Source organism: Nitrospirillum guaranorum, assembly GCF_034653275.1.
Taxonomy (GTDB): domain Bacteria; phylum Pseudomonadota; class Alphaproteobacteria; order Azospirillales; family Azospirillaceae; genus Nitrospirillum.
Genome location: NZ_JAYEES010000003.1, coordinates 328,477 through 351,124, shown reverse-complemented (window position 1 = coordinate 351,124; position 22,648 = coordinate 328,477). Strand labels below are relative to the sequence as shown.

Sequence of the window (22,648 nt, the reverse complement as noted above, 5' to 3'; positions counted from 1 at the left end):
ATAGCGCCGGCGCAGCCGTACCGCTTTTGTTCATGAAAAGCCGCGAGTCGCCGTCTATACTCCGGCCCGCCCAACGCCGAAGCCCCCGATGACCGATCCGTTTCAACCACCCGCCGCACCGAAACCGCCGCCCGCCAGCCTGGTGTCCGCCCCCACCGGGCCGCGGCGTCTGCTGGTGCCGGACGCGCCGGCCCTGGTGCCCGGCGCGCGCCAGGCGGTGTGGCTGAGCGCCGATGGCGAGGTGGAGCTCATCGACAAGGCGGAGGCGGTGCGTCGCGCCATCGCCAAGCCCCACCTGTTGTGCCATGCCCGCGCCACCGCCCGGCGCTTGGGCACCGACAAGCTGATCCAGGGCTATGACCTGCTGGAGCTGTACGCCTTCGTGCGGCCCGCCACCTTCTGCCTGCCCACGCCGCGCGGCCTGGCGCAGGCGCTGGACCTGCCCCGGCCGGCGGATGCGGAGGCCGAGGCCCTGACCCTGGTGCGCGCGGCCGAGGCCCTGCTGCGGGAACTGATGGGCCCGGTCGACGACCAGCGTTCCGATCCCATCGGCTTGGCCTGGGCCATGGGCGCCGAGGGCAGTGGCGGGGGCCAGGTGGGCACGTGGTTGTGGTCGCCCCTGGTGCTGGCGGCCCTGGGCGCGCCGGCGGGACCGGAGAAGTCGCGCTGGCGCGGCGGCGCCATCCGCGCCTACCAGGTGTGGGCCGGCATGAAGGAATGGCAGGCGGACGCGCCGGAGCCGCCGCCCGGCCACTTGCCGGTGGAGCCCGCCGAGGCCCGCCGCCGCCTGGCCGACCTGGTGATGAGCGGCAGCCAGGCCGAACCCCGGCCGCAGCAGTCGGACTACGCCAGCGCCGTCTCCACCGCCTTCACCCCCCGTGACGTGGAGGGGGAGCCCAACCTGGTGCTGGCGGAGGCGGGCACGGGCGTGGGCAAGACCCTGGGCTATCTGGCGCCGGCCACCGTGTGGGCGGAGAAGAACAAGGGCCCCGTCTGGATTTCCACCTACACCCGCCAGCTGCAGCACCAGATCGACAAGGAGATGGACCGCCTGCACCGCGACCCGGCCACCAAGGCGCGCAAGGTCGTGATCCGCAAGGGGCGGGAAAACTACCTATGCCTGCTGAACCTGGAAGAGGCGGCCGGTGTGGCCACCGCCAACCCGCAGTACGCCGTGGCCATCGGCCTGATGGCGCGCTGGGCCGCCGCCACCCGCGACGGCGACATGCAGGGCGGCGACTTCCCCGGCTGGCTGGTCGACCTGCTGGGCAAGGGGCGCACCCTGGCGCTGGCCGACCGGCGGGGCGAGTGCGTCTACAGCGCCTGCAGCCACTATACCAAGTGCTTCATCGAGAAGAGCGTGCGCCGGGCGCGGCGGGCCGACATCGTCATCGCCAACCACGCCCTGGTCATGATCCAGGCGGCCCTGGGCGGCGGGGACGACGCCTATATCCCCACCCGCTATGTCTTCGATGAGGGCCACCACGTCTTCGATGCCGCCGACAACGCCTTCGCCGGCCACCTGACGGGGTTCGAGACGGCGGAGCTGCGCCGCTGGCTGCTGGGCGCCGAGAGCGGCGGACGCAGCCGGGCGCGCGGCCTGCGCCGCCGGGTGGAGGATCTGATTGGCGGCGACGACCACGCCAACCGCCTGCTGGATGAGATCGCGCGCGCCGCCCGCCTGCTGCCGGGGGAGGCCTGGCCGCAGCGTGTGGGCGGCGGCGAGCCGGTGGGCCCGACGGAGGCCTTCCTGGCCCAGGTGCGCGCCCAGGTCTATGCCCGCGCCCACGGGCCGGACAACCCCTACAGCCTGGAGGTGGAGGTCCAGCCCCTGGTGGACGGGGTGCTGGAGGCGGCGCAGGCGCTGTCCACCGCCCTGGGCGAGCTGTCCGCCCCGCTGGAGGCCCTGGCCGACCGGCTGCGCGAGCGGCTGGACGACGAATCGGATGAGCTGGAGAGCGATACCCGCCGGCGCATCGACGCCATCGCCCGCAGCCTGAAGCGCCGTTCCGCCAACGAGATCGGTGGCTGGCGCCAGATGCTGGCGGCCCTGGCGGAGGAGACGCCCAGCCGCTACGTCGACTGGTTCGGGGTGGAGCGGCAGGACGGACGCGACCTGGACGTGGGCATGTACCGCCACTGGGTGGACCCCACCTGGCCGCTGGCCCAAATCCTGGGTGCTCAGGCCCACGGCCTGGTCATGACCTCCGCCACCCTGACCGACGGCACCGGCGATGTGGAGGCGGACTGGCAGGCGGCCCACGCCCGCACCGGCGCGGTGCATCTGCCCCGCCCCGCCTTGCGCGCCCAGGTGCCGTCGCCCTTCGACTACGCCAAGCAGACGCGGGTGCTGATCGTCAACGACGTGCGCAAGGACGATTTGGCCCAGGTGGCCGCCGCCTATCGCGAGCTGTTCCTGGCATCGGGCGGCGGCGCCATCGGCCTTTTCACGGCGGTGCAGCGCCTGCGCGCGGTGCATGAGCGCATCGGCGCGCCGCTCGAGGCCGCCGGCCTGCCGCTCCTGTCCCAACATCTGGACGGGCTGGACGTGGCCACGCTGGTCGACATCTTCCGGGGGGAGGACAACGCCTGCCTGCTGGGTACCGACGCGGTGCGCGACGGCGTGGACGTGCCCGGCCGGTCCCTGCGCCTGATCGTCTTCGATCGCGTGCCCTGGCCCCGGCCGGACATCCTGCACAAGGCGCGGCGCGACTATTTCGACCGCACCGCCCGGCGGCGGCATTACGACGACATGATCACCCGGCTGCGCCTGCGCCAGGCCTTCGGCCGCCTGGTGCGGCGGGCCGACGACACCGGCGTGTTCGTGCTGCTGGACCCGATGATGCCCAGCCGGCTGAAGGGCGCCTTCCCCGGTGGGGTGGAGCCGCAGCGCGTGGGCCTGGCCGAGGCCGTGCGCATCACGCGCGACTTTCTGCATGCGCCGGGGCAGGGGCCGGACCTCGCCCTGCCGCCCCCGCCGGCACCTACGCCGCCAAGGCTGTCGTCGCCGCACGACGATCCGTGGGGTGACGAGCCCTTCCATCTGCAGGGATTCGATCTGGACTGAAGCTCAGCTGAAGGCTGGCCTGGGTCGGGCCGGCTTGAGCGTCCCTGTCGGCTTCACGCCGACTTGAGCATGGACGTGTAGATGGCCCAGGCGGTGGCGACGCTGACGCCGCCGGCGCGGGCGCCGGCCGCCAGCATCTCGGTCGTCGGCTTCAGGGGCACGGGCGTGTGGGTCACCACCGGCTCCGCCAGCACGGCGCGGCCGCCGCCCACCGTCAGGAAGCCGGCGCTCAGGGTTTGGTCATCACGGTGCGGCGCGTCCAGCAGGCTCATCGTTCCGTTCCCTTCGATTGCAGGTGTGCGAAGGGGCGGGACGCAAGAGTGGTGCCATTGCGACCGGTGCCTATTCCCTAAGGGTAGATCCGGCGCTGTCCTAAGGAACAGGCCGCTTTCCGTTTGCGTCCGGGGAGGGGTCACAAAATTTCAACGCCCTCGCATTGTCATTTTGCGACGAGACCTGCGGCATTCGTCTCAATTTGCGATTCCCGCATTTTCCCATCCAGATGCACACCGAAATGCACTAGGGTCGGCGCCAAGATGGGGGCGATAGCATGAGCGATGTGATTTTCCATATGTGCCGCGCCGACGAATGGCTGGCGGCCCTTGCGGTTGGCGTCTATCCGGGGTCCTCGCAGGACCAGGCCGACGGCTTCATCCATTTCTCCACCGCCGGCCAGGTGGTGGAGAGCGCCGCCAAGCACCGCGCCAGCCAGACCGGCCTGTTGATCCTGACGGTGGACACCGCCCCCCTGGGCGATGCCCTGAAGTATGAGCCGTCGCGCGGCGGGCAATTGTTCCCCCACCTGTACGGCGGCCTGCCGGTCGCCGCCGTCCTGCGCGCCGACCCCCTGCCCTTGGGAGACGACGGCCGCCACGTGTTTCCGGCCCACGTGCTCGAAGGGGCCGCGTGATGAGCCTGGCCTATCGTCTCGCCCGTCCCATCCTGTTCGCCATGGAGGCGGAGCGGGCGCACGACCTGACCATCAACCTGCTGAAGGTCGGCGCCTTGCCCCCCGGCCTGTTCGGCGCCGGCGACGTTGACGATCCGGCGCTGAGCCAGACTGTTTTCGGCCTTTCCTTCCCCAATCCGGTGGGCCTGGGCGCCGGCTTCGACAAGAACGCCCGGGTGCCGGACGCCATGCTGGCCCTGGGCTTCGGCCTGGTGGAGGCCGGCACCGTCACCCCCCGGCCGCAGCCCGGCAACCCCAAGCCCCGGCTGTTCCGCGCCGTGGAGGTCGAGGGCGTCATCAACCGCTTCGGCTTCAACAACGAGGGGCTGGAAACGTTCGCCCGGCGGCTGGAGGATCGGCGCGGCCTGGGACGCACCGGCATCGTCGGCGCCAACGTGGGCAAGAACAAGGACACGGCGGATGCCGCCAGCGACTACGCCATCGGCATCCGCCGCCTGGCGCCCCTGGCGGATTACCTGGTGGTCAACGTCTCCTCCCCCAACACGCCCGGCCTGCGCTCGCTGCAGGGGCGGCAGGCCCTGAGCGACCTGCTGGCGGTCTGCCTGGCGGCGCGGGGGAGCCATCGCACGCCCCTGCTGCTGAAGGTGGCGCCGGACCTGACCGAGGATGACAAGGTGGACGTGGCGGAGGTGGCGCTGGCCAGCGGCATCGACGGCCTGATCGTGTCCAACACCACGCTGGATCGGCCGGACAGCCTGACCCCCGCCCACCGCGCGGAGGCCGGCGGCCTCAGCGGCCAGCCGCTGTTCGACAAGTCGACGTCCGTGCTGCGTGATTTCTACCGCCTGACAAGTGGCAAGCTGCCCTTGGTGGGCGTGGGCGGCATCGGGTCCGGCGCGCAGGCCTATGCCAAGATTCGCGCCGGCGCCAGCCTGGTGCAGATCTATTCCGCCCTGATCTACCAGGGGCCCGGCCTGGTCACCGCCATCAAGCGCGACCTGGCCGACCTGCTGCGCCGCGACGGGTTCGCCACCGTGGCCCAGGCGGTGGGGGCGGATCACCGGTAGGCGCTGCCGCGGACGTACAAGCGGTACCACGAGCGTGGCGACTGGGCCCCGACGGGGCCGCCAGAGATTTCCGGGGAGCGTCAGCGGACTGGAAATCGAGGAAGCCAAGCCGGCGGATGCCGGCGCCCGGCGACTGAGGGAAGCGAAAAACATGCACGTGCTACGTCACATCATCTTCGCCGCCTGCTATGTCGCCGTGGCGGTGGCCGTGGCCCTGGCCCTGCCGCTGGCCGGCGTGGGCGTTGACCGGTCGTACGGCCTTCTGCTGGGCCTGGTGGTCTTCGTCTTCGGCGGCCTGCTGCATGAATTCTACGCCCGCATGGAACAGGCGGAGCGGATGGAGCACCGGCTGGACCGCCTGCTGGACCGCCAGCGCGACGTGCTGGCCGCCCTGGACCGGCTGATGCGGCCCAGCGGTGGGACCGACGGCGCCGTGGCCGCCGTGGTCAGCGACGCCCGCATGCTGCGCACCCTGGCCGACCAGATGCCGTCAAGCCCGCCCGTGGGCGGGCCGGCCGCCGCCCCGGCACCGACGCCGCAGGCCATCCCCCTGGCGGCCCAGCCCGCCCGCGCCACCGACGTGCCCAGCCTGGGCTCCGCTTACGGCCCCCTGCCCGGCGCGGCGTCGGCGGACGCGCCGGAGGACGACGGCCCGGTGATGAACGGCATCCGCGAGGCGCTGCGGTCCGACCGGGTGGACATCTTCCTGCAGCCCATCGTCAGCCTGCCGCAGCGCAAGCACCGCTTTTACGAGGTGTTCTCCCGCATCCGGCTGGAGGACGGCAGCTACCTCACGCCCGACCGCTATCTGGGCGTGGCGGCCCGCCACAACCTGATGGCGCCCATCGACAACCTGCTGCTGTTCCGCTGCGTCCAGCTGCTGCGCGAGACGGAGAAGCGGCACCAGAACGTGGGCTTCTTCTGCAACATCTCCGCCGCCACGTTGAACGACGGCACCTTCATGCGGGAATTCGTGCAGTTCATGGGCCAGCACCCCAACCTGGTGCAGAAGATCATCTTCGAGCTCAGCCAGGCCGACCTGATGCAGGGCGATGTTTTCGCCACCGGCTTCCTGGACGGGCTGCGCAGCCTGGGCTTCCGCTTTTCCATGGACCAGGTCGACCGCTTCGACGTCGACTGGGACCAGTTGGCGGCGCATGAGATTCGCTTCGTGAAGCTGGACGCCGCCCGCCTGCTGGATCCCGACGGCCGCTTCGCCAACCCGGACAAGGTGACGCTGCTGAAACGCCAGCTGGACCGCAACAACATCGACCTGATCGTGGAAAAGATCGAAACCGACCAGCAGCTGCTGGACCTTTTGGATCTGTTCATCGACTTCGGCCAGGGCTACCTGTTCGGCGAGCCCCGCATGGCCCGCCGCCTGCCGTCCTGAGATTATCCCCCCGTGAAACGAACACCCTAATGAGCGTCATTCCCCTATACACCGGCCTGTCCCAGCTGGCGGACCGCTACGACGGATTCATCCTGGATTTGTGGGGGGTCGTGCATGACGGCATCGCCCCCTATCCCGGCGTGCCGGAATGCCTGAAGACCCTGCGCGCCCAGGGCAAGCGGGTCTGCCTGCTGTCCAACGCGCCCCGCCGCGTGGACGCCGCCGCCGCCCGGCTGACGGAGATGGGGCTGACGCCCGACCATTACGACGCGCTGCTGACCTCGGGCGAGGCGACGCACGACGCCCTGCGCGACCCGCCGGACGCCTGGCACCGGGCCCTTGGGCCGAAGCTGCTGCACATCGGTCCCGACCGGGACGCCGGCGTCTACCTGGATTTGTCCGGTCGCACCAAGGTGGACCGAACGGAGGACGCGGATTTCGTCCTGAACACCGGCATCGTCGATTTCAGCGAATCGCTGGCGGATTACGAGGCCATCCTGGCCGCCTGCGCCGCCCTGAAGCTGCCCATGGTCTGCGCCAACCCCGATCTGGTGGTGCATGTCGGACCGCAGCTGGTGATTTGCGCCGGTGAGCTGGCGCGGCGGTATGAGGAGCTGGGCGGCGACGTGCGCCAGCACGGCAAGCCGTTCGCGAGCGTCTACGCCCGCTGCTTCGACCTGCTGGGCGGCATGGCGCCGGACCGCATCCTGGCGGTGGGCGACAGCCTGCGCACCGACATGGCCGGCGCCAACGCCGCCGGCGTCGACGGCCTGCTGATCGCCGGTGGCATCCACCGTGAGGAGCTGGGCGTGGCCGACCCGCTGTCCGACCTGCCCGACCTGGGCCGGCTGGCGGAGATCGCGGCCCAGGCGGGCCTGCGTATCAGCGCCGTCATGAACCGTCTGGGCTGGTAGACGCCCGCCCCGTCCCACAAGCGGAAAGCGCATAAAATAAAGTGGGTAGACCGCCTGCGCGCGCCACCGCCCCTGGCGGTCGTGTAACAGGCGGGTTAAAAGTGTAACGGTTAGGCAAACGCTGCGGACAGGCGGGACCAAGTGGCCAATAGTCGGGGGAATTCTACGATGTCGCGCAGGGTGCGCCCCATGGAAACCAGTGTAGCCTCCCCCCGTCCCCGCCTCACGCCCGGCATACCCGCCGGCGGCGTCATCGCCGCCCTGGTCGCCGTCGGGTCGCTGGGCTTCATGCTGCTGGGCAGCCATGGCCACGGCTCGTCACATTCGGTCAAGGTGGTGAAGATGGACGGTGTCATCCCGCCCATTCCCCCCATCCCGCCGATTCCACCCATCACCCCGATATCCCCGGCGTCGCCGGCCGCACCCATCAGCCGTGCCGACGCCGACCAGATCCGCCGCGACGTGGAAGAGGCGATGCGGGGCCTGGACGTGGAATCCATCAAGCAGCAGGCGCGCGCCGCGGCCGAGGCCGCCCGCGCCGCCGCCCGTGACGCCCGGGCCCTGAGCGACAGCGCCCAGGAATTCCCGGCGCAGCAGGTGGTGAACCTGTCCAACCTGTCCGGCAACACCATCATCCGCCCGTCCAGCGGCGCCACCACCATCGGCATTTCCGCCAGCGGCGGGGCCGTGCGCGCGGCGGCCGAGGACGGCGCGCTGCAGGTGTCGGGCAGCGGACGGTCGACCGAGTTGACCATCACCGTGCCCGCCAAGACCAAGCTGGTGGCCGCCGGCCTGTCCGGTGAGCTGACCGTGGATGGCGAACTGGACGGCGACGTGGTGCTGGACCTGCGCAAGGCCCAGGTGTCGCTGAAAAAGGTCAAGTCGTTGCAAGCCAACATCGTCGAGAGCGCCGAGATCAGCGTGGACGAGGTGGCGGAGTCGCTGAAGTTCGTCATCGCCGGTCATGGCGACCTGCACGTGGGCCGCGCGTCGGAGGCCGAGGTGCGCGTCATGGGCCAGGCCGACCTGTCGCTGGGCACCATCGACAAGGCGCTGCGCCTGGCCGTCTACGGCAACGGCGACATCTCCGCCGACCGGGTGGACGGCGTCATCGAGGCCGTCATCAACGGCAAGGGCGACGTGCACATCAACGACGGCAACGCCAGCGCCCTGAAGGTCGCCGTCCTGGGCCAGGGCGACTTCACCTTCGACGGCACCGCCAAGGATCCCAACCTGTTCATGGGCGGCAGCGGCACCATCACGGTGGCCAAGCACACCGGCACGCCGCGCATCGGCAAGTCGGGCAGCGGCGAGGTCGTGCTGGGCGGGGAATAAGCGCGCCCCTTCCCCATACCCACGTCTTCCGCTGATTGCGCCGGACCGTTGCCCGTGCCTACAGTATGTCCATTGGTAAAACCCAGCCGGCCAAGCACCTGACCTTTCGGGGCAGCGGCCCGCGCCGGTAAAAGGACGGGACCCAGGGTGCGGTTGGGGGCGGCAACACGGATTTGCCTGGGCTACGCCTTGCTGGGCGGGTTGTGGGTCCTGGGTTCCGACATCGCGGTGGACATGGTGTTGGGTCCTGTCCACGCCGCATGGGTGGGGCCGGTCAAGGGCGTGGGCTTCGTCCTGATCACGGCGTTGCTGCTGCACCGCGTGCTGGTGCGCGCCCTGGCCGCCGACGCGCGCAAGACCCGGGAACTGGCCATCAGCGAAGCGCGCTACAACGCCCTGGCCGACATGGCGCCCGTGGGCATCTTCCATGTCGACTCCACCGGCCTGATCACCTACCGCAATCCCCACCTGCGCGAGATCACGGGCATGCCGGCGGAATTGGACCCCGGCGGCAGCTGGGAATGGTGGCTGATCCATCCCGAGGACCACAAGCGCGCGCAATCCCGCTGGCTGGCCGCCACCCAGCGGGGGGAACGCTACGCCGAGGAATTCCGCATCCGCCGTCCCGACGGCCGCGTCGTGTGGCTGCTGTGCGAGGCCGTGCCCGTGACGGCGCGCGAGGGCGATCGGCTGGGCTATGTCGGCATGGCCATAGACCTGACGGCCCAGCATCTGGCGGCCGAGACCATGCGCCAGGAAAAGGAACGATATGAACTGGCGACCGGCGGCTCCGCCGTCGGCATCTGGGACTGGCATTTGGGCGACGGCAGCCTGCACCTGTCCGGCCAGGCCCAGACCCTGCTGCGCCTGCCGCCGGGCACCCAGGGGCCCCGCCGCGTGCTGGGCATGATCCCCAAGGCGGAGCGGGCGCGCGCCTTTTCCCATGTGCGCAACCACCTGCGCCTGCGCCAGCCCTTCGACCTGGAACTGCCCATGGTTTGCGGCGACGGCGTCACGCGCTGGTTCCACCTGCGTGGTCAGGGCGTCTGGCCGGCGACGGAAACCGGGGACGCCGCCCCCCGGCCGGCCCGCCTGTTGGGCTCGCTCATGGACATCACCGTGCGCAAGGAGACGGATGGCCAGCTGGCCCGCGCCCGGCACGACGCCGAAATGGCCAGCCGCAGCAAGACCGCCTTCCTGGCCAGCATGAGCCACGAGTTGCGCACGCCGCTGAACGCCATCATCGGCTTCAGCGAGTTGATCACCCAGCAGACCTACGGCCCCGTGGGGGATGCGCGGTATGCCGACTATGCCGAGGACATCCGGGTCAGCGGCCTGCACCTGCTGGAGCTGGTGAACGACATCCTGGACGTGGCGCGCATGGAGGCGGGCCGGTTCGAGCTGGAGGACAAGGTGGTGGATATCGCGGCCGAGGTCGCGGTGGCGGTGCGCCAGATCCAGGCCGGCAACCTGCAGCGCAAGATCGAGATCACCGTGGCCGGCGCCGCCGGCCTGCACGCCATGCTGGACCCCACGGCCCTGCGCCAGGTGCTGCTGAACCTGCTGGGCAACGCCGTGAAGTTCACGCCCGACGGCGGCCAGGTGACGGTGTCGGCCGACATCCGGCGCGAGGGGCTGGCCCTGTCGGTCATCGACACCGGCCCCGGCATCTCCCGCTACGTGCTGGAGAACCTGGGCACCCAACCCTTCCTGCAGGCGGAGCCCTCGCTGCGCCGGCGCCATGGCGGCAGCGGCCTGGGCCTGTTCATCGTCCGCCGCCTGATGGAACTGCACGGCGGCACCCTGCTGGTGGAATGCCCGCCCGGCGGCGGCACCCGCGTCACCGTCATTTTCCCGCCCGACCGCCAGGTGCCGCCCGGCCCGGCGCTGGCGATGTCGCCGTGACCGGGGCATGATGGGGCCGTTCCGGTCCCCGTATCCCGAGGGCGCCCATGTCCCCGTTCAGACGGCCGTCCAAGCCGTTGCCCCCCAAATCCAAAGGGGCTGCGCCCATGGCGGCGGCCACGGCGGCGGCGGTGCCGTCCACCCTGGACGATGTGCTGGCCGCCGGTGCCCGGGACAGCCTGCGTCGCGACCAGGGCTACGCGCGCTTCCGCGCCCAGGCGGACAAGGCGGCGGCCGCCGCCGACAAGGGCGACGACCGCGCCTACCGCCTGCTGGCCGAAGCCATCCGCCAGTTGCTGAACGACAGGCGGTGACGCCCACCGCTGCGCCGCCGCCTGATTGGCGATGACATAGCCGCCCCGCCCTAGCCGACCCGTCCCCCCACCCCATCTAGTGCTGATGACCCAGACCACCGCCCACCCGTCACCCGCCGCACCGGAACCCCGGCCCACCCGCCCCCAGATGGGGGAAACCAAGGCCCTGGCCATGCTGATGCCCTATGTCTGGCCCAAGGGCGAGTGGGGCACCCGCGGGCGGGTCATCCTCTCCATGCTGCTGTTGCTGGGCGCCAAGGCGGCCAGCGTCACCATCCCCGTCTTCTACAAGCACGCGGTGGATCAGCTGGGGGAGGGCATCAAGGCCAACGCCGCCGTGGTGCCGGTGCTGGCCATCCTGTCCTATGGCCTGGCGCGTGTGCTGTCGCTGGCCTTCGGCGAGCTGCGCGACAGCGTGTTCGAGCGGGTGGCCCAGCGCGCCATGCGCAAGGCGGCGCTGAGCGTCTTCCGCCACCTGCACGGCCTGTCCTTGCGCTTCCACCTGGAACGGCAGACCGGCGGCCTGTCCCGCTCCATCGAGCGGGGCACCAAGGCCATCGAGACCCTGCTGTCCACGGCTCTGTTCAACATCCTGCCCACGGTGCTGGAGATCCTGCTGGTCACCGGCATCCTCTGGCGGCTGTTCAACATCTGGTTCGCCCTGGTCACCTTCGTGGCGGTGGGCGGCTACATCGCCTTCACCGTCGTCATCAGCAACTGGCGCACCCGCATCCGCCGTCAGATGGTGGAAAGCGACACCAAGGCCAGCGCCCGCGCCATCGACACCCTGCTGAACTATGAGACGGTGAAGTACTTCGGCAATGAGGAGCATGAGGCCCAGCGCTACGACCGCGCGCTGAAGGTCTATGAGCAGGCGGCGGTGCGCACCCAGACCTCGCTGTCCATCCTGAACGTGGGGCAGAGCTTCATCATCGCCGTGGGCTTGGTGGCCGTCATGTGGATGGCGGCCAGCGGCATCGAGGCCGGCACCCTGACCCTGGGCGATTTCGTCCTGGTGAACACCTATATGCTGCAGCTGTACCAGCCGCTGAACATCTTCGGCTTTGTCTATCGCGGGGTGAAGGAAGCCCTGATCGACATGGAGAGGATGTTCGTGCTGCTGGCCGTGGACCGCGAGGTGGCGGACGCCCCCGGTGCCCAGCCCCTGGTCATCAGCGGCGGCGAGGTGCGGTTCGAGGATGTGTCCTTCGGCTACGACCCGCGCCGGCCCATCCTGAAGGGCATCAGCTTCACCGTGCCCGCCGGGCGCACCGTGGCCATCGTCGGGCCCAGCGGCGCCGGCAAGTCCACCCTGTCGCGCCTGCTGTTCCGCTTCTACGACGCCAATGGCGGCCGCATCCTGATCGACGGGCAGGACATCGGCCAGGTGACCCAGGCCAGCCTGCGGGCGTCCATCGGCATCGTCCCGCAGGACACCGTGCTGTTCAACGACACCATCCGCTACAACGTCGCCTATGGCCGCACCGAGGCGACGCAAAGCCAGGTGGAGCACGCGGCGGCCCTGGCCCACATCGACGGCTTCATCGCCGGCCTGCCCGACGGCTGGGACACCACCGTGGGCGAGCGCGGCCTGAAACTGTCGGGTGGTGAGAAGCAGCGCGTGGCCATCGCCCGCACCATCCTGAAGAACCCGCCCATCCTGATGTTCGACGAGGCCACCAGCGCCCTGGACACCCATACCGAGCGGGAAATCCAACGCAACCTGCGCGAGGTCAGCCGGGGGCGCACCACCCTGGTCATCGCCCACCGCCTGTCCACCGTGGTGGACGCCGATGAGATCATCGTGCTGGAGGAGGGGCGGGTGCGCGAACGCGGCCGCCACGCCGACCTACTGGCGCTGGGTGGCGCCTATGCCGAGCTGTGGGCGCGCCAGCAGACGGCGGACCCGGTGAAGGAGCCCATCACCGCCGCGCCGACCAAACCCGTCATCGCTTGAGGGGCCGCTTTGACATCAGCATTCGCCCGGACCAAAGTTCTGGGATATGGAGCGACTTAGGACGTTTCCCCGAGGCCGCCTATGAACGCCGACACCCCCGTGCATCCCGAGTCTCCCGCTGATCCGACCGGTTTGGCTGAGCCGTTGCTGGCGGGGGACCGGCGGGCCCTGGCGCGGGCCATCACCCTGATCGAATCGACGCGACCCGACCATCGCGCCCAGGCAGACGTCCTGCTGGCCCGGTTGCTGCCCCACGCCGGACGGTCGGTGCGGGTGGGCATCACCGGCGTGCCGGGCGTGGGCAAGTCCACCTTCATCGAGGCCTTCGGCCTGCACGTCATCGGCGAAGGCCACAAGGTGGCGGTGCTGGCCATCGACCCGTCCAGCCAGCGCACAGGCGGCTCCATCCTGGGCGACAAGACCCGCATGGAGCAGCTGTCGCGCGACCCGGCGGCCTTCATCCGTCCTTCCCCCGCCGGCAGCACCCTGGGCGGCGTCGCCCGGCGCACGCGTGAGGCCATGCTGCTGTGCGAGGCCGCCGGCTTCGACGTCATCGTGGTGGAGACGGTGGGGGTGGGCCAGTCGGAGACGGCGGTGGCCGACATGGTCGACCTGTTCCTGCTGCTGCTGCTGCCGGCCGGCGGCGATGAGTTGCAGGGCCTGAAGAAGGGCATCGTGGAACTGGCCGACCTGGTGGTGGTGAACAAGGCCGATGGCGACCTGGTGGCCCAGGCCCGCCACGCCGTGGCGGAGTATCGCCATGCCCTGTCCCTGCTGCGGCCGGCCACGCCCGACTGGACCGTGCCGGTGCTGAGCTGCTCCGCCATCACCGGCACGGGCGTGGACGGGGTTTGGGACACCATAGGACGGTTCCGCGACGCCCAGGCCGCCAGCGGCCGGCTGGACGGCCGTCGCGCCGACCAGGCGCGCGCCTGGATGTGGAACGAAATCCGTGAAAGCCTGCTGGCCGCCTTCACCAGCGATCCGGCTGTGCGCGCGCAGCTGGGCGGTGCCGAATCGGCGGTCACGGCCGGAACCCAGACCCCAGCCATGGCGGCCCGGTCCCTGCTGGCCCGTTTCCGCCACGAGGAGTGACCATGCGTCTCTGCGCCCCCATCCTGTTGGTGCCCCTGCTGGCGGCCGCCCCCGCCCGGGCGGAGACCTGCACGCTGGAGGCCCTGCATTGGCTGCAGGGCACCTGGAGCAACACCGCGATCGATACGGCGGGCGAGGAGCGCTGGGTCGTGCTGCCGGGCGGCACGCTGGCCGGCAGCGCGTGGGAGACGGCCAAGGACGGCACGCCCCATTTCGTGGAGGCGCTGAGCCTGGCGCCCTCCGACGGCAAGATCACCCTGCGCCTGCGCCATTTCGACGGCACCCTGGCCCGCGCCTGGGAGGACAAGACGGCCCCCGTCACCTTCATCGCCAACCAGTGCAGCCTGCAGAGCGTGGTGTTCGAGGGCGTGGGGCCCCACGCCGGTGAGCGCATCACCTATGCCCGCACCAAGGACAGGCTGAGTTTCGTGGGGGAGTTCATCCACAAAGGCAAACCCCACCGCGTGGATCTGGAGATGTCCCGGACGGGGGATTGAGTCCGGCGAATAGCCCCCATCCATCGCCCAAGAAAAAGCGGCGCGGCATTGACTCCCGGGGCCTGAATGGTCATCAGTAGCGCCCCATGGCCGCCGGCGCCTGTTCTAGCCTGATTCTCCGTCAGGCCATGGCAGGGATGCCGGCGACTGGCCCCTGGTTTTTCCAGGGGCGCCCTTGACTCTCCGCCGCCCCTTCGGTTATATCGCCGCTTCCCTCCGGAGCGGTGTGCGCCCGGGGTCGTCATTCTTGTTATTCCGTGAAGGTGCTCCAATGGCCCGCAAGTGCGATGTGACCGGCAAAGGTCTGCAGTTCGGCAACAATGTTAGCCATGCCAACAACAAGACCCGCCGGCGTTTCCTGCCCAACCTCCAGGAGACCTCGCTGCTGAGCGACGCGCTGGGCACCATGGTCCGTCTGCGCCTGTCCACCAAGGGCATCCGCACGATCGAGCACAAGGGCGGCCTGGACAGCGCCCTGCTGGACATGAAGGACAGCGAGCTGTCGCTGGATGCGCGCCGCGTGAAGCGCCGCATCGCCAAGGTCCTGGCCAACAAGGCCGCCGCCTAAGCATCGCACGCCTTCCGGGAATGGGGCGGCCCCACCGGGTGCCGCCCCGATCCTTGTGAGGGAATGCCCGCCGGCAGGCCCGCCTGCGGTTCATCGGCATTCCCCGCGTGACGATCGCCTTGCCCGCGGGCTGGGGCCTCACATCCATGACGCTCTCGCCCGCCGCTCTCGTCGAATTTCTGAACGGCCTGCCGCCAGCAGCATTGCTGGTGGGCCAAATGCTGTTCTGTTTCAGCGCCATCCTGGCGCTCGCCCGGCTGTTCGGACAGTCCGGCCTCTACATCTACATCATCGTCGCCATCATCGGCGCCAACGTCGAGGTGTTGAAGGCGGTTCAATTCCCCTTCTACGAACACCCCGTGGCCATGGGCACGATCCTGTTCAGCTCGACCTATCTCGCCACCGACATCCTGACCGAGCATTACGGGCGGGAGGCGGCGCGGCGCGGCATCTACCTCAGCTTCGCGGGCTATCTGCTATTCACGCTGATGATGCTGGTCACCCTGGGTTTCCGCCCCATGACGGCGGAACAGGCCGGCGAGGACATGGCCTGGGCGCTGTCGACGCAAGACCACCTGGCCGCCCTGTTCCTGCCGGCCCCGGCCCTGTTCCTGTCCGGCATGGCCTCATACCTGGCCAGCCAGCTGTGCGACGTGTGGATCTATCAGAAGATCCGGGGGGCGACGGGGCAGAGGCACCTGTGGCTGCGCAACAACGGCTCCACCATGGTGTCGGCGCTGATCGACAACACCGTCTTCAGCCTGCTGGCCTGGCGCGTCTTCGCCGAGACGCCGGTGGACTGGCATGCCCTGGTGTTCACCTACATCCTGGGCACCTATTTGATGCGGGTGGCCGCCAGCCTGCTGGATACCCCCTTCATGTACCTGTCGCGCCGGGCCCTCGCACCGCATCTGGCCGCCCACTTGGCCAAAACCCGCGCCTGACCCTGTCCTTTCCCTTGTTTCAGAGTCCGTCCCCATGTCCGATCTGCCGACCTCCTATCCCGGGTTCTCGTTCGAGATCACCCACAAGGCCCCCGACAGCCGGGCGCGCCTGGGCCGGCTGACGACGCCGCACGGCACCATCTCCACCCCCAACTTCATCTTCTGCGGCACCAAGGCGTCCATCAAAGGCGTCACCCCGGCGCAGATGCGGGCGGAGAAGACGGACATCATCCTGTCCAACACCTATCACCTGATGATCCAGCCCGGCGCCGACATCGTCGCCAAGATGGGCGGCCTGCACCGCTTCATGGGCTGGGACGGCCCCATGCTGACCGACTCGGGCGGCTTCCAGATCTTCTCCATGGGCCACGGCTCGGTGGCGGACGAGATCAAGGGACGGCGCACCCAGACGCGCGACACCACCCTGCTGAAGATCAGCGAGAAGGGCGCCACCTTCCGCAGCTACATGAACGGCGAGAAGCTGTTCCTCAGCCCCGAACTGTCCATCGACATCCAGCGCAAGCTGGGCGCCGACCTGATCGTGCAGTTCGACGAGTGCACGCCCTTCCATGTCGACCGCGCCTATACCGCCAAGTCCATGGCGCTGAGCCACCGCTGGGGCGACCGGTCCTTGAAGGAATTCGCGAAGGGCGGGGGTGTCAGCTACAACGGCCTGCCCCAGGCCCTCTACGGCATCATCCAGGGCGGGGTGTACGAGGACCTGCGCAAGGAAAGCGCCACATACACCAAGGACCGCCCCTTCTTCGGCACGGCCGTGGGCGGCAGCCTGGGCGCCAACACCGCCCAGATGGACGAGGTGGTGGCCATGACCATGCCCCACACCCATCCCGACCGGCCGGTGCACCTGCTGGGCATCGGCGGCATCCGCGATATCTTCGCGGGCGTGGTCCAGGGCATCGACACCTTCGACTGCGTCAGCCCCACCCGCATCGCCCGCCATGGCTGGGCGCTTGCGCCGAAGGCGAAGGGGGAGCGGCTGAACATGCGCAACTCCCGCTTCCGCGAGGATTCCAACCCCATCGACCCGGCCTGCGACTGCTACGCCTGCCGCAATTTCAGCCGCGCCTACATCCACCACCTGCTGAAGGCGGGCGAGCTGCTGGCCATGCAGCTGCTATCCATCCACAACGTCGCCACCATGAACCGCCTGCTGCGCGACGTGCGCGACGGCATCGCCACCGGCACACTGCCGGAGATGCGCAAGCGCTGGGTGTACGATCCCCAGCAGCAAGAAAATGGCGGGGACGAGCAGGCGGCGCAGGGCGGGACCGCCTAGGCCCTGGATTGACCCTGATCCTGGCTGCGCCTACGGTGCCGAGCCCGACTCGGCATCGCTGTGGAGCCGGGCTTCTTCCACATTCGAATTGACGTGAGTGACCGCGATGGCGACGGAACAGGAACTGGCACGCGAGGCGAAGGCTTGGCCGTTTGAGGAGGCGCGCAAACTGGTCGCGCGCTACGGCGACAAGGCCCCGCCCAAAGGCTACGTCCTGTTCGAGACCGGCTACGGCCCGTCGGGCCTGCCGCACATCGGCACCTTCGGCGAGGTGGCCCGCACCACCATGGTGCGCCAAGCCTTCCAGCGCCTGGCGCCGGGCGTGCCCACCCGCCTGTTCGCCTTTTCCGACGACATGGACGGCCTGCGCAAGGTTCCGGACAACATCCCGAATCGCGAGATGGTGGCGCAGCACCTGGGCAAGCCGCTGACCAAGGTGCCGGACCCGTTCGGCACGCATGAGAGCTTCGGCCACCACAACAACGCCCGCCTGCGCGCTTTCCTCGACAGCTACGGCTTCGAGTACGAGTTCCAGAGCAGCACCGACTGGTACACCTCCGGCCGCTTCGATCACGCCCTGCTGGCCGTGCTGCGCCACTATGACGAGATCATGGGCGTGATGCTGCCGACCCTGGGCGAGGAGCGTCGGGCGACCTACAGCCCCTTCCTTCCCATCAGCCCCAGCACCGGCCGCGTGCTGCAGGTGCCGATGCTGGAGATCAACCCGGACGCCGGCACCGTGGTGTTCGAGGATGAGGACGGTCGGAAGGTCGAGACCCCGGTCACCGGCGGCCATGTGAAGCTGCAGTGGAAGCCCGACTGGGGCATGCGCTGGTTCGCCCTGGGCGTGGACTATGAGATGGCCGGCAAGGACCTGATCCCCTCCGTCGAGCTGGCCAGCAAGATCTGCCGCATCCTGGGCGCCCAGCCGCCGGAAGGCTTCAATTACGAGCTGTTCCTGGACGACAAGGGCCAGAAGATCAGCAAGTCCAAGGGCAACGGCCTGACGATGGAGGAATGGCTGCGCTACGCTCCGCCGGAAAGCCTGGCGCTCTACATGTTCCAGAAGCCGCGGGCGGCCAAGAAGCTGTTCTTCGACGTCATCCCGCGCGCCGTGGACGATTACCTGACCTTCGTCGACAAGCTGAAGAGCGAGGAGCCGGCCAAGGCGCTGGAGAACCCCGCCTGGCACATCCACAACGGCCAGGTGCCGGCGTGGGCCACCGCCGCCGACCAGCTGAAGACCAACCTGTCCTTCGGCATCCTGCTGAACCTGGCCGGTGCCGCCAACGCCGAGAACGCGGATGTGATGTGGGGCTTCATCAGCCGCTACGCGCCCGCCGCCACGCCGGCCAACTCGCCCTTCCTGGACCGGCTGGTCGGCTACGCCGTCGCCTACTACCAGGACCGCGTGAAGCCCACCAAGGTTTACCGCGCCCCCACCGATGTGGAGCGCGCGGCCCTGGAGGAGTTGCGCACCGCCCTGGCCCAGTGGCCGGCCGATCAGTTGACCAATGCCGAGGCCTTGCAGAACGAGGTTTATGAGATCGGCAAACGCCACCCCTTCCCCGAGCTGCGCGCCTGGTTCCTGACCCTCTATGAGGTGCTGCTGGGCCAGAGCACCGGCCCCCGCATGGGCAGCTTCATCGCGCTCTATGGCGTGGCCGAGACCAAGGCCCTGATCGACCAGGCGCTGGGCGACGGGATCAAGTAAGCGGTAACGGCCCAGGAAGAAGCACTTCCCGGGCCGTTTTCTTTGGCGCCCTCTCTCAAGGACCCCTGCCCCATGATCCGCCACGACTTCCGCAGCGACACCGTCACCCGGCCCAGCTCCGCCATGCGCCAGGCCATGGCGGATGCGGAGGTGGGGGACGATGTGTTTGGCGACGACCCGACGGTGAAGCGGCTGGAGGAGCGGGCGGCGGAACTGCTGGGCAAGGCGGCAGGCCTGTTCCTGCCCTCGGGAACGCAGTCCAACCTGGCGGCGCTGATGGCGCACTGCGGCCGGGGCGACGAATACATCGTGGGCCAGATGGCCCATTGCTATCGCTGGGAGGCGGGCGGGGCCGCCGTGCTGGGCAGCATCCAGCCCCAGCCCATCGCCCACCAGGCGGACGGCACCCTGGCGCTGGCCGACATCCAGGCCGCCATCAAGCCCGACGACCCGCACTTCGCCCGCACCCGCCTGCTGGCGCTGGAGAACACGCTGGGCGGCCGCGCCCTGCCCCTGTCCTACATGAGGGACGCCGTGGCCCTGGCCCGGCGCCACGGGCTGGCCACGCACCTGGACGGTGCCCGGGTGTTCAACGCCGCGACATCCCTGGGCGTGCCGGCGGCGGAGGTGGCGGCCGGCTTCGACACCGTGTCCGTCTGCCTGTCCAAGGGCCTGGGCGCCCCGGTGGGCAGCGTGCTGGTGGGCGGGGCCGACCTGATCCAGCGCGCCCGGCGCATCCGCAAGATGCTGGGCGGGGCCTTGCGCCAGGTGGGCATCCTGGCCGCCGCCGGCCTGTACGCCCTGGAGCACAACGTGGCGCGGCTGGCCGACGACCATGCCAACGCCCGGCGCCTGGCCGAGGGGCTGTCCGCCTTCCCCGCCCTGACCGTCACCCCGCCCGACACCAACATCCTGTTCGTGGCCGTGGCGTCCGACGTGGCCGACGCCTTCAACGTCCACCTGAAGGCCAACGGCATCGCCGTCACCAGCACCTACGGCCTGCAGCGCTGGGTGACCCACCTGGATGTGGATGCGGCGGCCGTGGAGGCGGCGCTGGACGTCGTGGCGGCCTTTTTCCGTTGAGAAACCGTGCGCTGAGCGGTTGAAGCGGCGCCGTCGCCAACGCTACTCTGCCACACCCCCGCGACTGGCCGCGGGGCGAGCGTGGCGGGGGTGGCCTTGGATTTATCGTCGTTCGTGGCGTCATGGCAGGAATACAGCAAGTTCGTCATCGCGCTGTTCGCCATTCTGACCCCCTTCGCCGCCATCCCCATCTTCCTGGGCCTCACCGAGGGACGCAGCCAGCGCGAGCGCAACATCATCGCCCGCCAGGCGGTGCTGACCGTGGCCACCGTGCTGATCGTCTCCGCCCTCGTCGGCGACCTGGTGCTGCGCCTGCTGGGCACCAGCCTGGACAGCTTCCGCGTGGGCGGCGGCCTGGTGCTGCTGCTGATCGCCCTGTCCATGCTGAACGCCAACGTCTCCGCCATGAAACAGACGGAGGGCGAGGCCAGCGAGGCGGAGGGACGCAGCGCCATCGGCGTGGTGCCGCTGGGCCTGCCCCTGCTGGCCGGCCCCGGCGCCATCACCGCCGTCATCATCCAGATGCAGAAAGGCCACGGCCCCATCCACGGCGGCCTGATCATCGGCTGCATCGTCTTCGTCTGCCTGCTGCTGTGGGGCGCCCTGCGCCTGGCCGGTCCCATCGGCAACCGCCTGGGCCAGATCGGCCTGAACATCATGAGCCGCCTGTTCGGCCTGCTGCTGGCCTCGGTCGCGGTGGAAACCATCGCGGCCGGGCTACGCAACCTGTTCCCCGGCTTGGTCGGCGCTGGCTGAGACCAGCGACCTTAAAGGTTTCCAGCGCCGTCGATCCTGGCGCACACTCCCCACAACGAGGGAGATGAAACACCATGATCGAGCCGGAAGAGGTTCCCCGCACCGCCCGGGGCACGAACCTGTACATCGCCGACATCAACCTGCAGCGCCTGCTGGAGCGGCGCGCGCCGGAGGAGTTGCAGCGGCACGAGGACAGGCTGGCCGATTTCGGGGCCTGGGCCGGCGGCCCGCTGGATGAGCAGGCGGAATACACCGACCGCCACGCCAACCCCCAACACACGCCCCAGCCTTACGGCCCCAACGGGCACCAGGGCGACCCCATCGTCTTCAACCCCCGCTATCTGGAATGCCATGCCGAGGCTTATGTCCGGGGTGCCGTCGGCCTGCCCTATCAGAAGGGCGCGTCGGGCCGGCACCTGGCCTGCTTCACCATGGGCTATCTGCTGAGCCAGGCGGACGTGTCCATCCATTGCCCGGTCACCATGACGGGAGCGGTGGCGCATGTGCTGAACACTGTGGCGCCCGACGATCTGCGGGCGCGCTTCCTGCCGGAACTGACGCGCATGGACGGCCGGGCGCTGTCCGGCGGCACCTGGGCGACGGAACTGCACGGTGGATCGGATGTGGGCGCCACCACCACGCGGGCCATGAAGACGGATGAGGGCTGGGCGCTGCACGGCCTGAAATGGTTCACCAGCAACGCCGGGTCCGGCCTGGCCCTGGCCACCGCCCGGCCGGAGGGCTCATCCAACGAGGGTCCGTTAAGCGGTGGAAGGGGCCTGGGCTGCTATCTGGTGCCCAGCCATCTAGAGGACGGCCAACCGAACGCCTACAGCGTCCGCCGCCTGAAGGAGAAGGTGGGCACGCGCGGCCTGGCCACGGCGGAGCTGGACCTCAACGGCGCCACCGCTTTCGAGGTGGCGGGCCCGGGCGAAGGCCTGAAGGTCATGATGGCCGCCCTGGAGTACAGCCGCATCCACAACGCCGTGGCGTCCGCCGGCCTGCTGCGCCGCGCCTTCGTCGAAGCGCTGGGCTGGTCGGCGCACCGCGCCGCCTTCGGCCAGACCGTCATCCAGTACCCCATGGTGCGGGACCAGTTGCTGGACATGCAGATGGAGCTGGAGGCGGCGGTGACGCTGTCCTTCGAATCGGTGTTCGCCTTCGACGCCCTGGCGACCGGTGACAGCGACCCGGACCAGGGTGGGGACTGGCTGCGCCTGGTGACGGCGCTGGCCAAGTACCGCACAGCCGACCAGGCGGTGAAGGCCTGCCGCATGGCGGTCGAGATGGTGGGCGGCAACGGCTACACCGAGGAATTCCCCACCGCCCGGCTCTATCGCGATTGCCTGGTGACCGCCGTGTGGGAGGGGCCGGCCAACATCCAGGCGCTGGAGCTGTTGCGCCTGGTGGCGGGCAAGCGCCCGGGCGACCAGATCTTCCTGGGCCGGGTGGGGGCCGCCCTGTCCGACCTGCCACCCCAGGCGGGCGACACCGCCGACCTGCTGGAGGGCGCGCTGGAGGAATGCCGGGCCGCCCTGTCCCACCTGCGCCGCAATCCCGATCAGGCGCCCCGCCACGGCCGGCGCCTGTTGGACCTGTTGTCCGACACCCTGGCCACGGCCCTGCTGTGCGAGGAGGCGGTGGCCGACCTGAAGCTGGGTGATCACCGCAAGATGCTGGTGGCCAACCGCTTCGCCGCCCGCGTCCTGGCCCACCACAACCCCATCGCCACGGAGATGGAACCGGCCCTGGCCGCGTTCGAGGATGTGATCCTGTACCAGCCGGTGGGGTGAGGGGCGCCAGCCAAGGCGCGGATGCGCCGCCGGGGGCTG

19 protein-coding genes are annotated in these 22,648 nt (G+C 69.6%); 18 read left to right on the top strand and 1 reads right to left on the bottom strand.

The window, feature by feature from the left end:
• Positions 1 to 88 precede the first annotated feature (88 nt).
• Complete coding sequence (locus UAJ10_RS10400; RefSeq protein ID WP_322915304.1) at positions 89 to 3,067, top strand: ATP-dependent DNA helicase; 2,979 nt, start codon at positions 89 to 91, stop codon at positions 3,065 to 3,067.
• A 53-nt stretch (positions 3,068 to 3,120) separates the two neighbouring features.
• On the opposite strand, the gene UAJ10_RS10395 is transcribed toward UAJ10_RS10400, so the two are convergent.
• Positions 3,121 to 3,339, bottom strand: a complete 219-nt coding sequence (locus UAJ10_RS10395) for a hypothetical protein (protein WP_322915303.1) — start codon at positions 3,337 to 3,339, stop codon at positions 3,121 to 3,123.
• A gap of 278 nt (positions 3,340 to 3,617) precedes the next feature.
• Here UAJ10_RS10395 and UAJ10_RS10390 point away from each other — a divergent pair, with 278 nt between their 5' ends.
• The 17 genes from UAJ10_RS10390 to UAJ10_RS10310 all read left to right on the top strand — a co-directional run bounded on the left by UAJ10_RS10390 (position 3,618) and on the right by UAJ10_RS10310 (position 22,609).
• Positions 3,618 to 3,977, top strand: coding sequence for a DUF952 domain-containing protein (locus UAJ10_RS10390; RefSeq protein WP_322915302.1), 360 nt, complete (start codon positions 3,618 to 3,620; stop codon positions 3,975 to 3,977).
• Complete coding sequence (locus UAJ10_RS10385; protein WP_322915301.1) at positions 3,977 to 5,044, top strand: quinone-dependent dihydroorotate dehydrogenase; 1,068 nt, start codon at positions 3,977 to 3,979, stop codon at positions 5,042 to 5,044. The genes UAJ10_RS10390 and UAJ10_RS10385 overlap by 1 nt, the downstream gene beginning before the upstream one ends.
• 151 nt (positions 5,045 to 5,195) lie before the next feature.
• On the top strand, positions 5,196 to 6,437 hold the full coding sequence (locus tag UAJ10_RS10380; RefSeq protein WP_322915300.1) for an EAL domain-containing protein: 1,242 nt from the start codon (positions 5,196 to 5,198) through the stop codon (positions 6,435 to 6,437).
• 29 nt (positions 6,438 to 6,466) lie between these two features.
• A complete protein-coding gene (locus UAJ10_RS10375) occupies positions 6,467 to 7,351 on the top strand; it encodes a TIGR01459 family HAD-type hydrolase (protein ID WP_322915299.1) in 885 nt (294 codons plus the stop codon).
• 189 nt (positions 7,352 to 7,540) lie between these two features.
• Entirely contained in the window at positions 7,541 to 8,686 is a 1,146-nt protein-coding gene (locus UAJ10_RS10370) for a hypothetical protein (protein ID WP_322915298.1), read from the top strand.
• 147 nt (positions 8,687 to 8,833) lie between these two features.
• Positions 8,834 to 10,591, top strand: a complete 1,758-nt coding sequence (locus UAJ10_RS10365; protein WP_322915297.1) for a sensor histidine kinase — start codon at positions 8,834 to 8,836, stop codon at positions 10,589 to 10,591.
• Between the two features lie 107 nt (positions 10,592 to 10,698).
• Positions 10,699 to 10,905: a hypothetical protein gene (locus UAJ10_RS10360; RefSeq protein ID WP_322915296.1), complete on the top strand. Its 207-nt coding sequence runs from the start codon at positions 10,699 to 10,701 to the stop codon at positions 10,903 to 10,905.
• A gap of 85 nt (positions 10,906 to 10,990) precedes the next feature.
• Positions 10,991 to 12,862 (top strand): ABCB family ABC transporter ATP-binding protein/permease, encoded by a 1,872-nt coding sequence (locus tag UAJ10_RS10355; RefSeq protein ID WP_322915295.1) that lies wholly within the window; start codon positions 10,991 to 10,993, stop codon positions 12,860 to 12,862.
• 81 nt (positions 12,863 to 12,943) lie between these two features.
• A complete protein-coding gene (meaB, locus tag UAJ10_RS10350) occupies positions 12,944 to 13,957 on the top strand; it encodes a methylmalonyl Co-A mutase-associated GTPase MeaB (protein ID WP_322915294.1) in 1,014 nt (337 codons plus the stop codon).
• 2 nt (positions 13,958 to 13,959) lie between these two features.
• On the top strand, positions 13,960 to 14,454 hold the full coding sequence (locus UAJ10_RS10345) for a DUF6265 family protein (protein ID WP_322915293.1): 495 nt from the start codon (positions 13,960 to 13,962) through the stop codon (positions 14,452 to 14,454).
• A gap of 271 nt (positions 14,455 to 14,725) precedes the next feature.
• Positions 14,726 to 15,022, top strand: a complete 297-nt coding sequence (rpmB, locus tag UAJ10_RS10340; RefSeq protein WP_040846783.1) for a 50S ribosomal protein L28 — start codon at positions 14,726 to 14,728, stop codon at positions 15,020 to 15,022.
• Between the two features lie 146 nt (positions 15,023 to 15,168).
• Entirely contained in the window at positions 15,169 to 15,966 is a 798-nt protein-coding gene (locus UAJ10_RS10335; RefSeq protein ID WP_322915292.1) for a queuosine precursor transporter, read from the top strand.
• A 34-nt stretch (positions 15,967 to 16,000) separates the two neighbouring features.
• Positions 16,001 to 17,263 (top strand): tRNA guanosine(34) transglycosylase Tgt, encoded by a 1,263-nt coding sequence (gene tgt, locus UAJ10_RS10330; protein ID WP_322915291.1) that lies wholly within the window; start codon positions 16,001 to 16,003, stop codon positions 17,261 to 17,263.
• Between the two features lie 106 nt (positions 17,264 to 17,369).
• Positions 17,370 to 18,977: a lysine--tRNA ligase gene (locus tag UAJ10_RS10325; protein WP_322915290.1), complete on the top strand. Its 1,608-nt coding sequence runs from the start codon at positions 17,370 to 17,372 to the stop codon at positions 18,975 to 18,977.
• 72 nt (positions 18,978 to 19,049) lie between these two features.
• Positions 19,050 to 20,060 carry a low-specificity L-threonine aldolase gene (gene ltaE, locus UAJ10_RS10320; protein ID WP_322915289.1) on the top strand — a complete coding sequence of 337 codons (1,011 nt, stop codon included), beginning with the start codon at positions 19,050 to 19,052 and terminating at the stop codon, positions 20,058 to 20,060.
• Between the two features lie 114 nt (positions 20,061 to 20,174).
• Complete coding sequence (locus UAJ10_RS10315) at positions 20,175 to 20,816, top strand: MarC family protein (RefSeq protein WP_322915288.1); 642 nt, start codon at positions 20,175 to 20,177, stop codon at positions 20,814 to 20,816.
• Positions 20,817 to 20,890: 74 nt separating this feature from the next.
• Complete coding sequence (locus tag UAJ10_RS10310; protein WP_322915287.1) at positions 20,891 to 22,609, top strand: acyl-CoA dehydrogenase family protein; 1,719 nt, start codon at positions 20,891 to 20,893, stop codon at positions 22,607 to 22,609.
• The last annotated feature ends 39 nt before the right edge of the window (positions 22,610 to 22,648 follow it).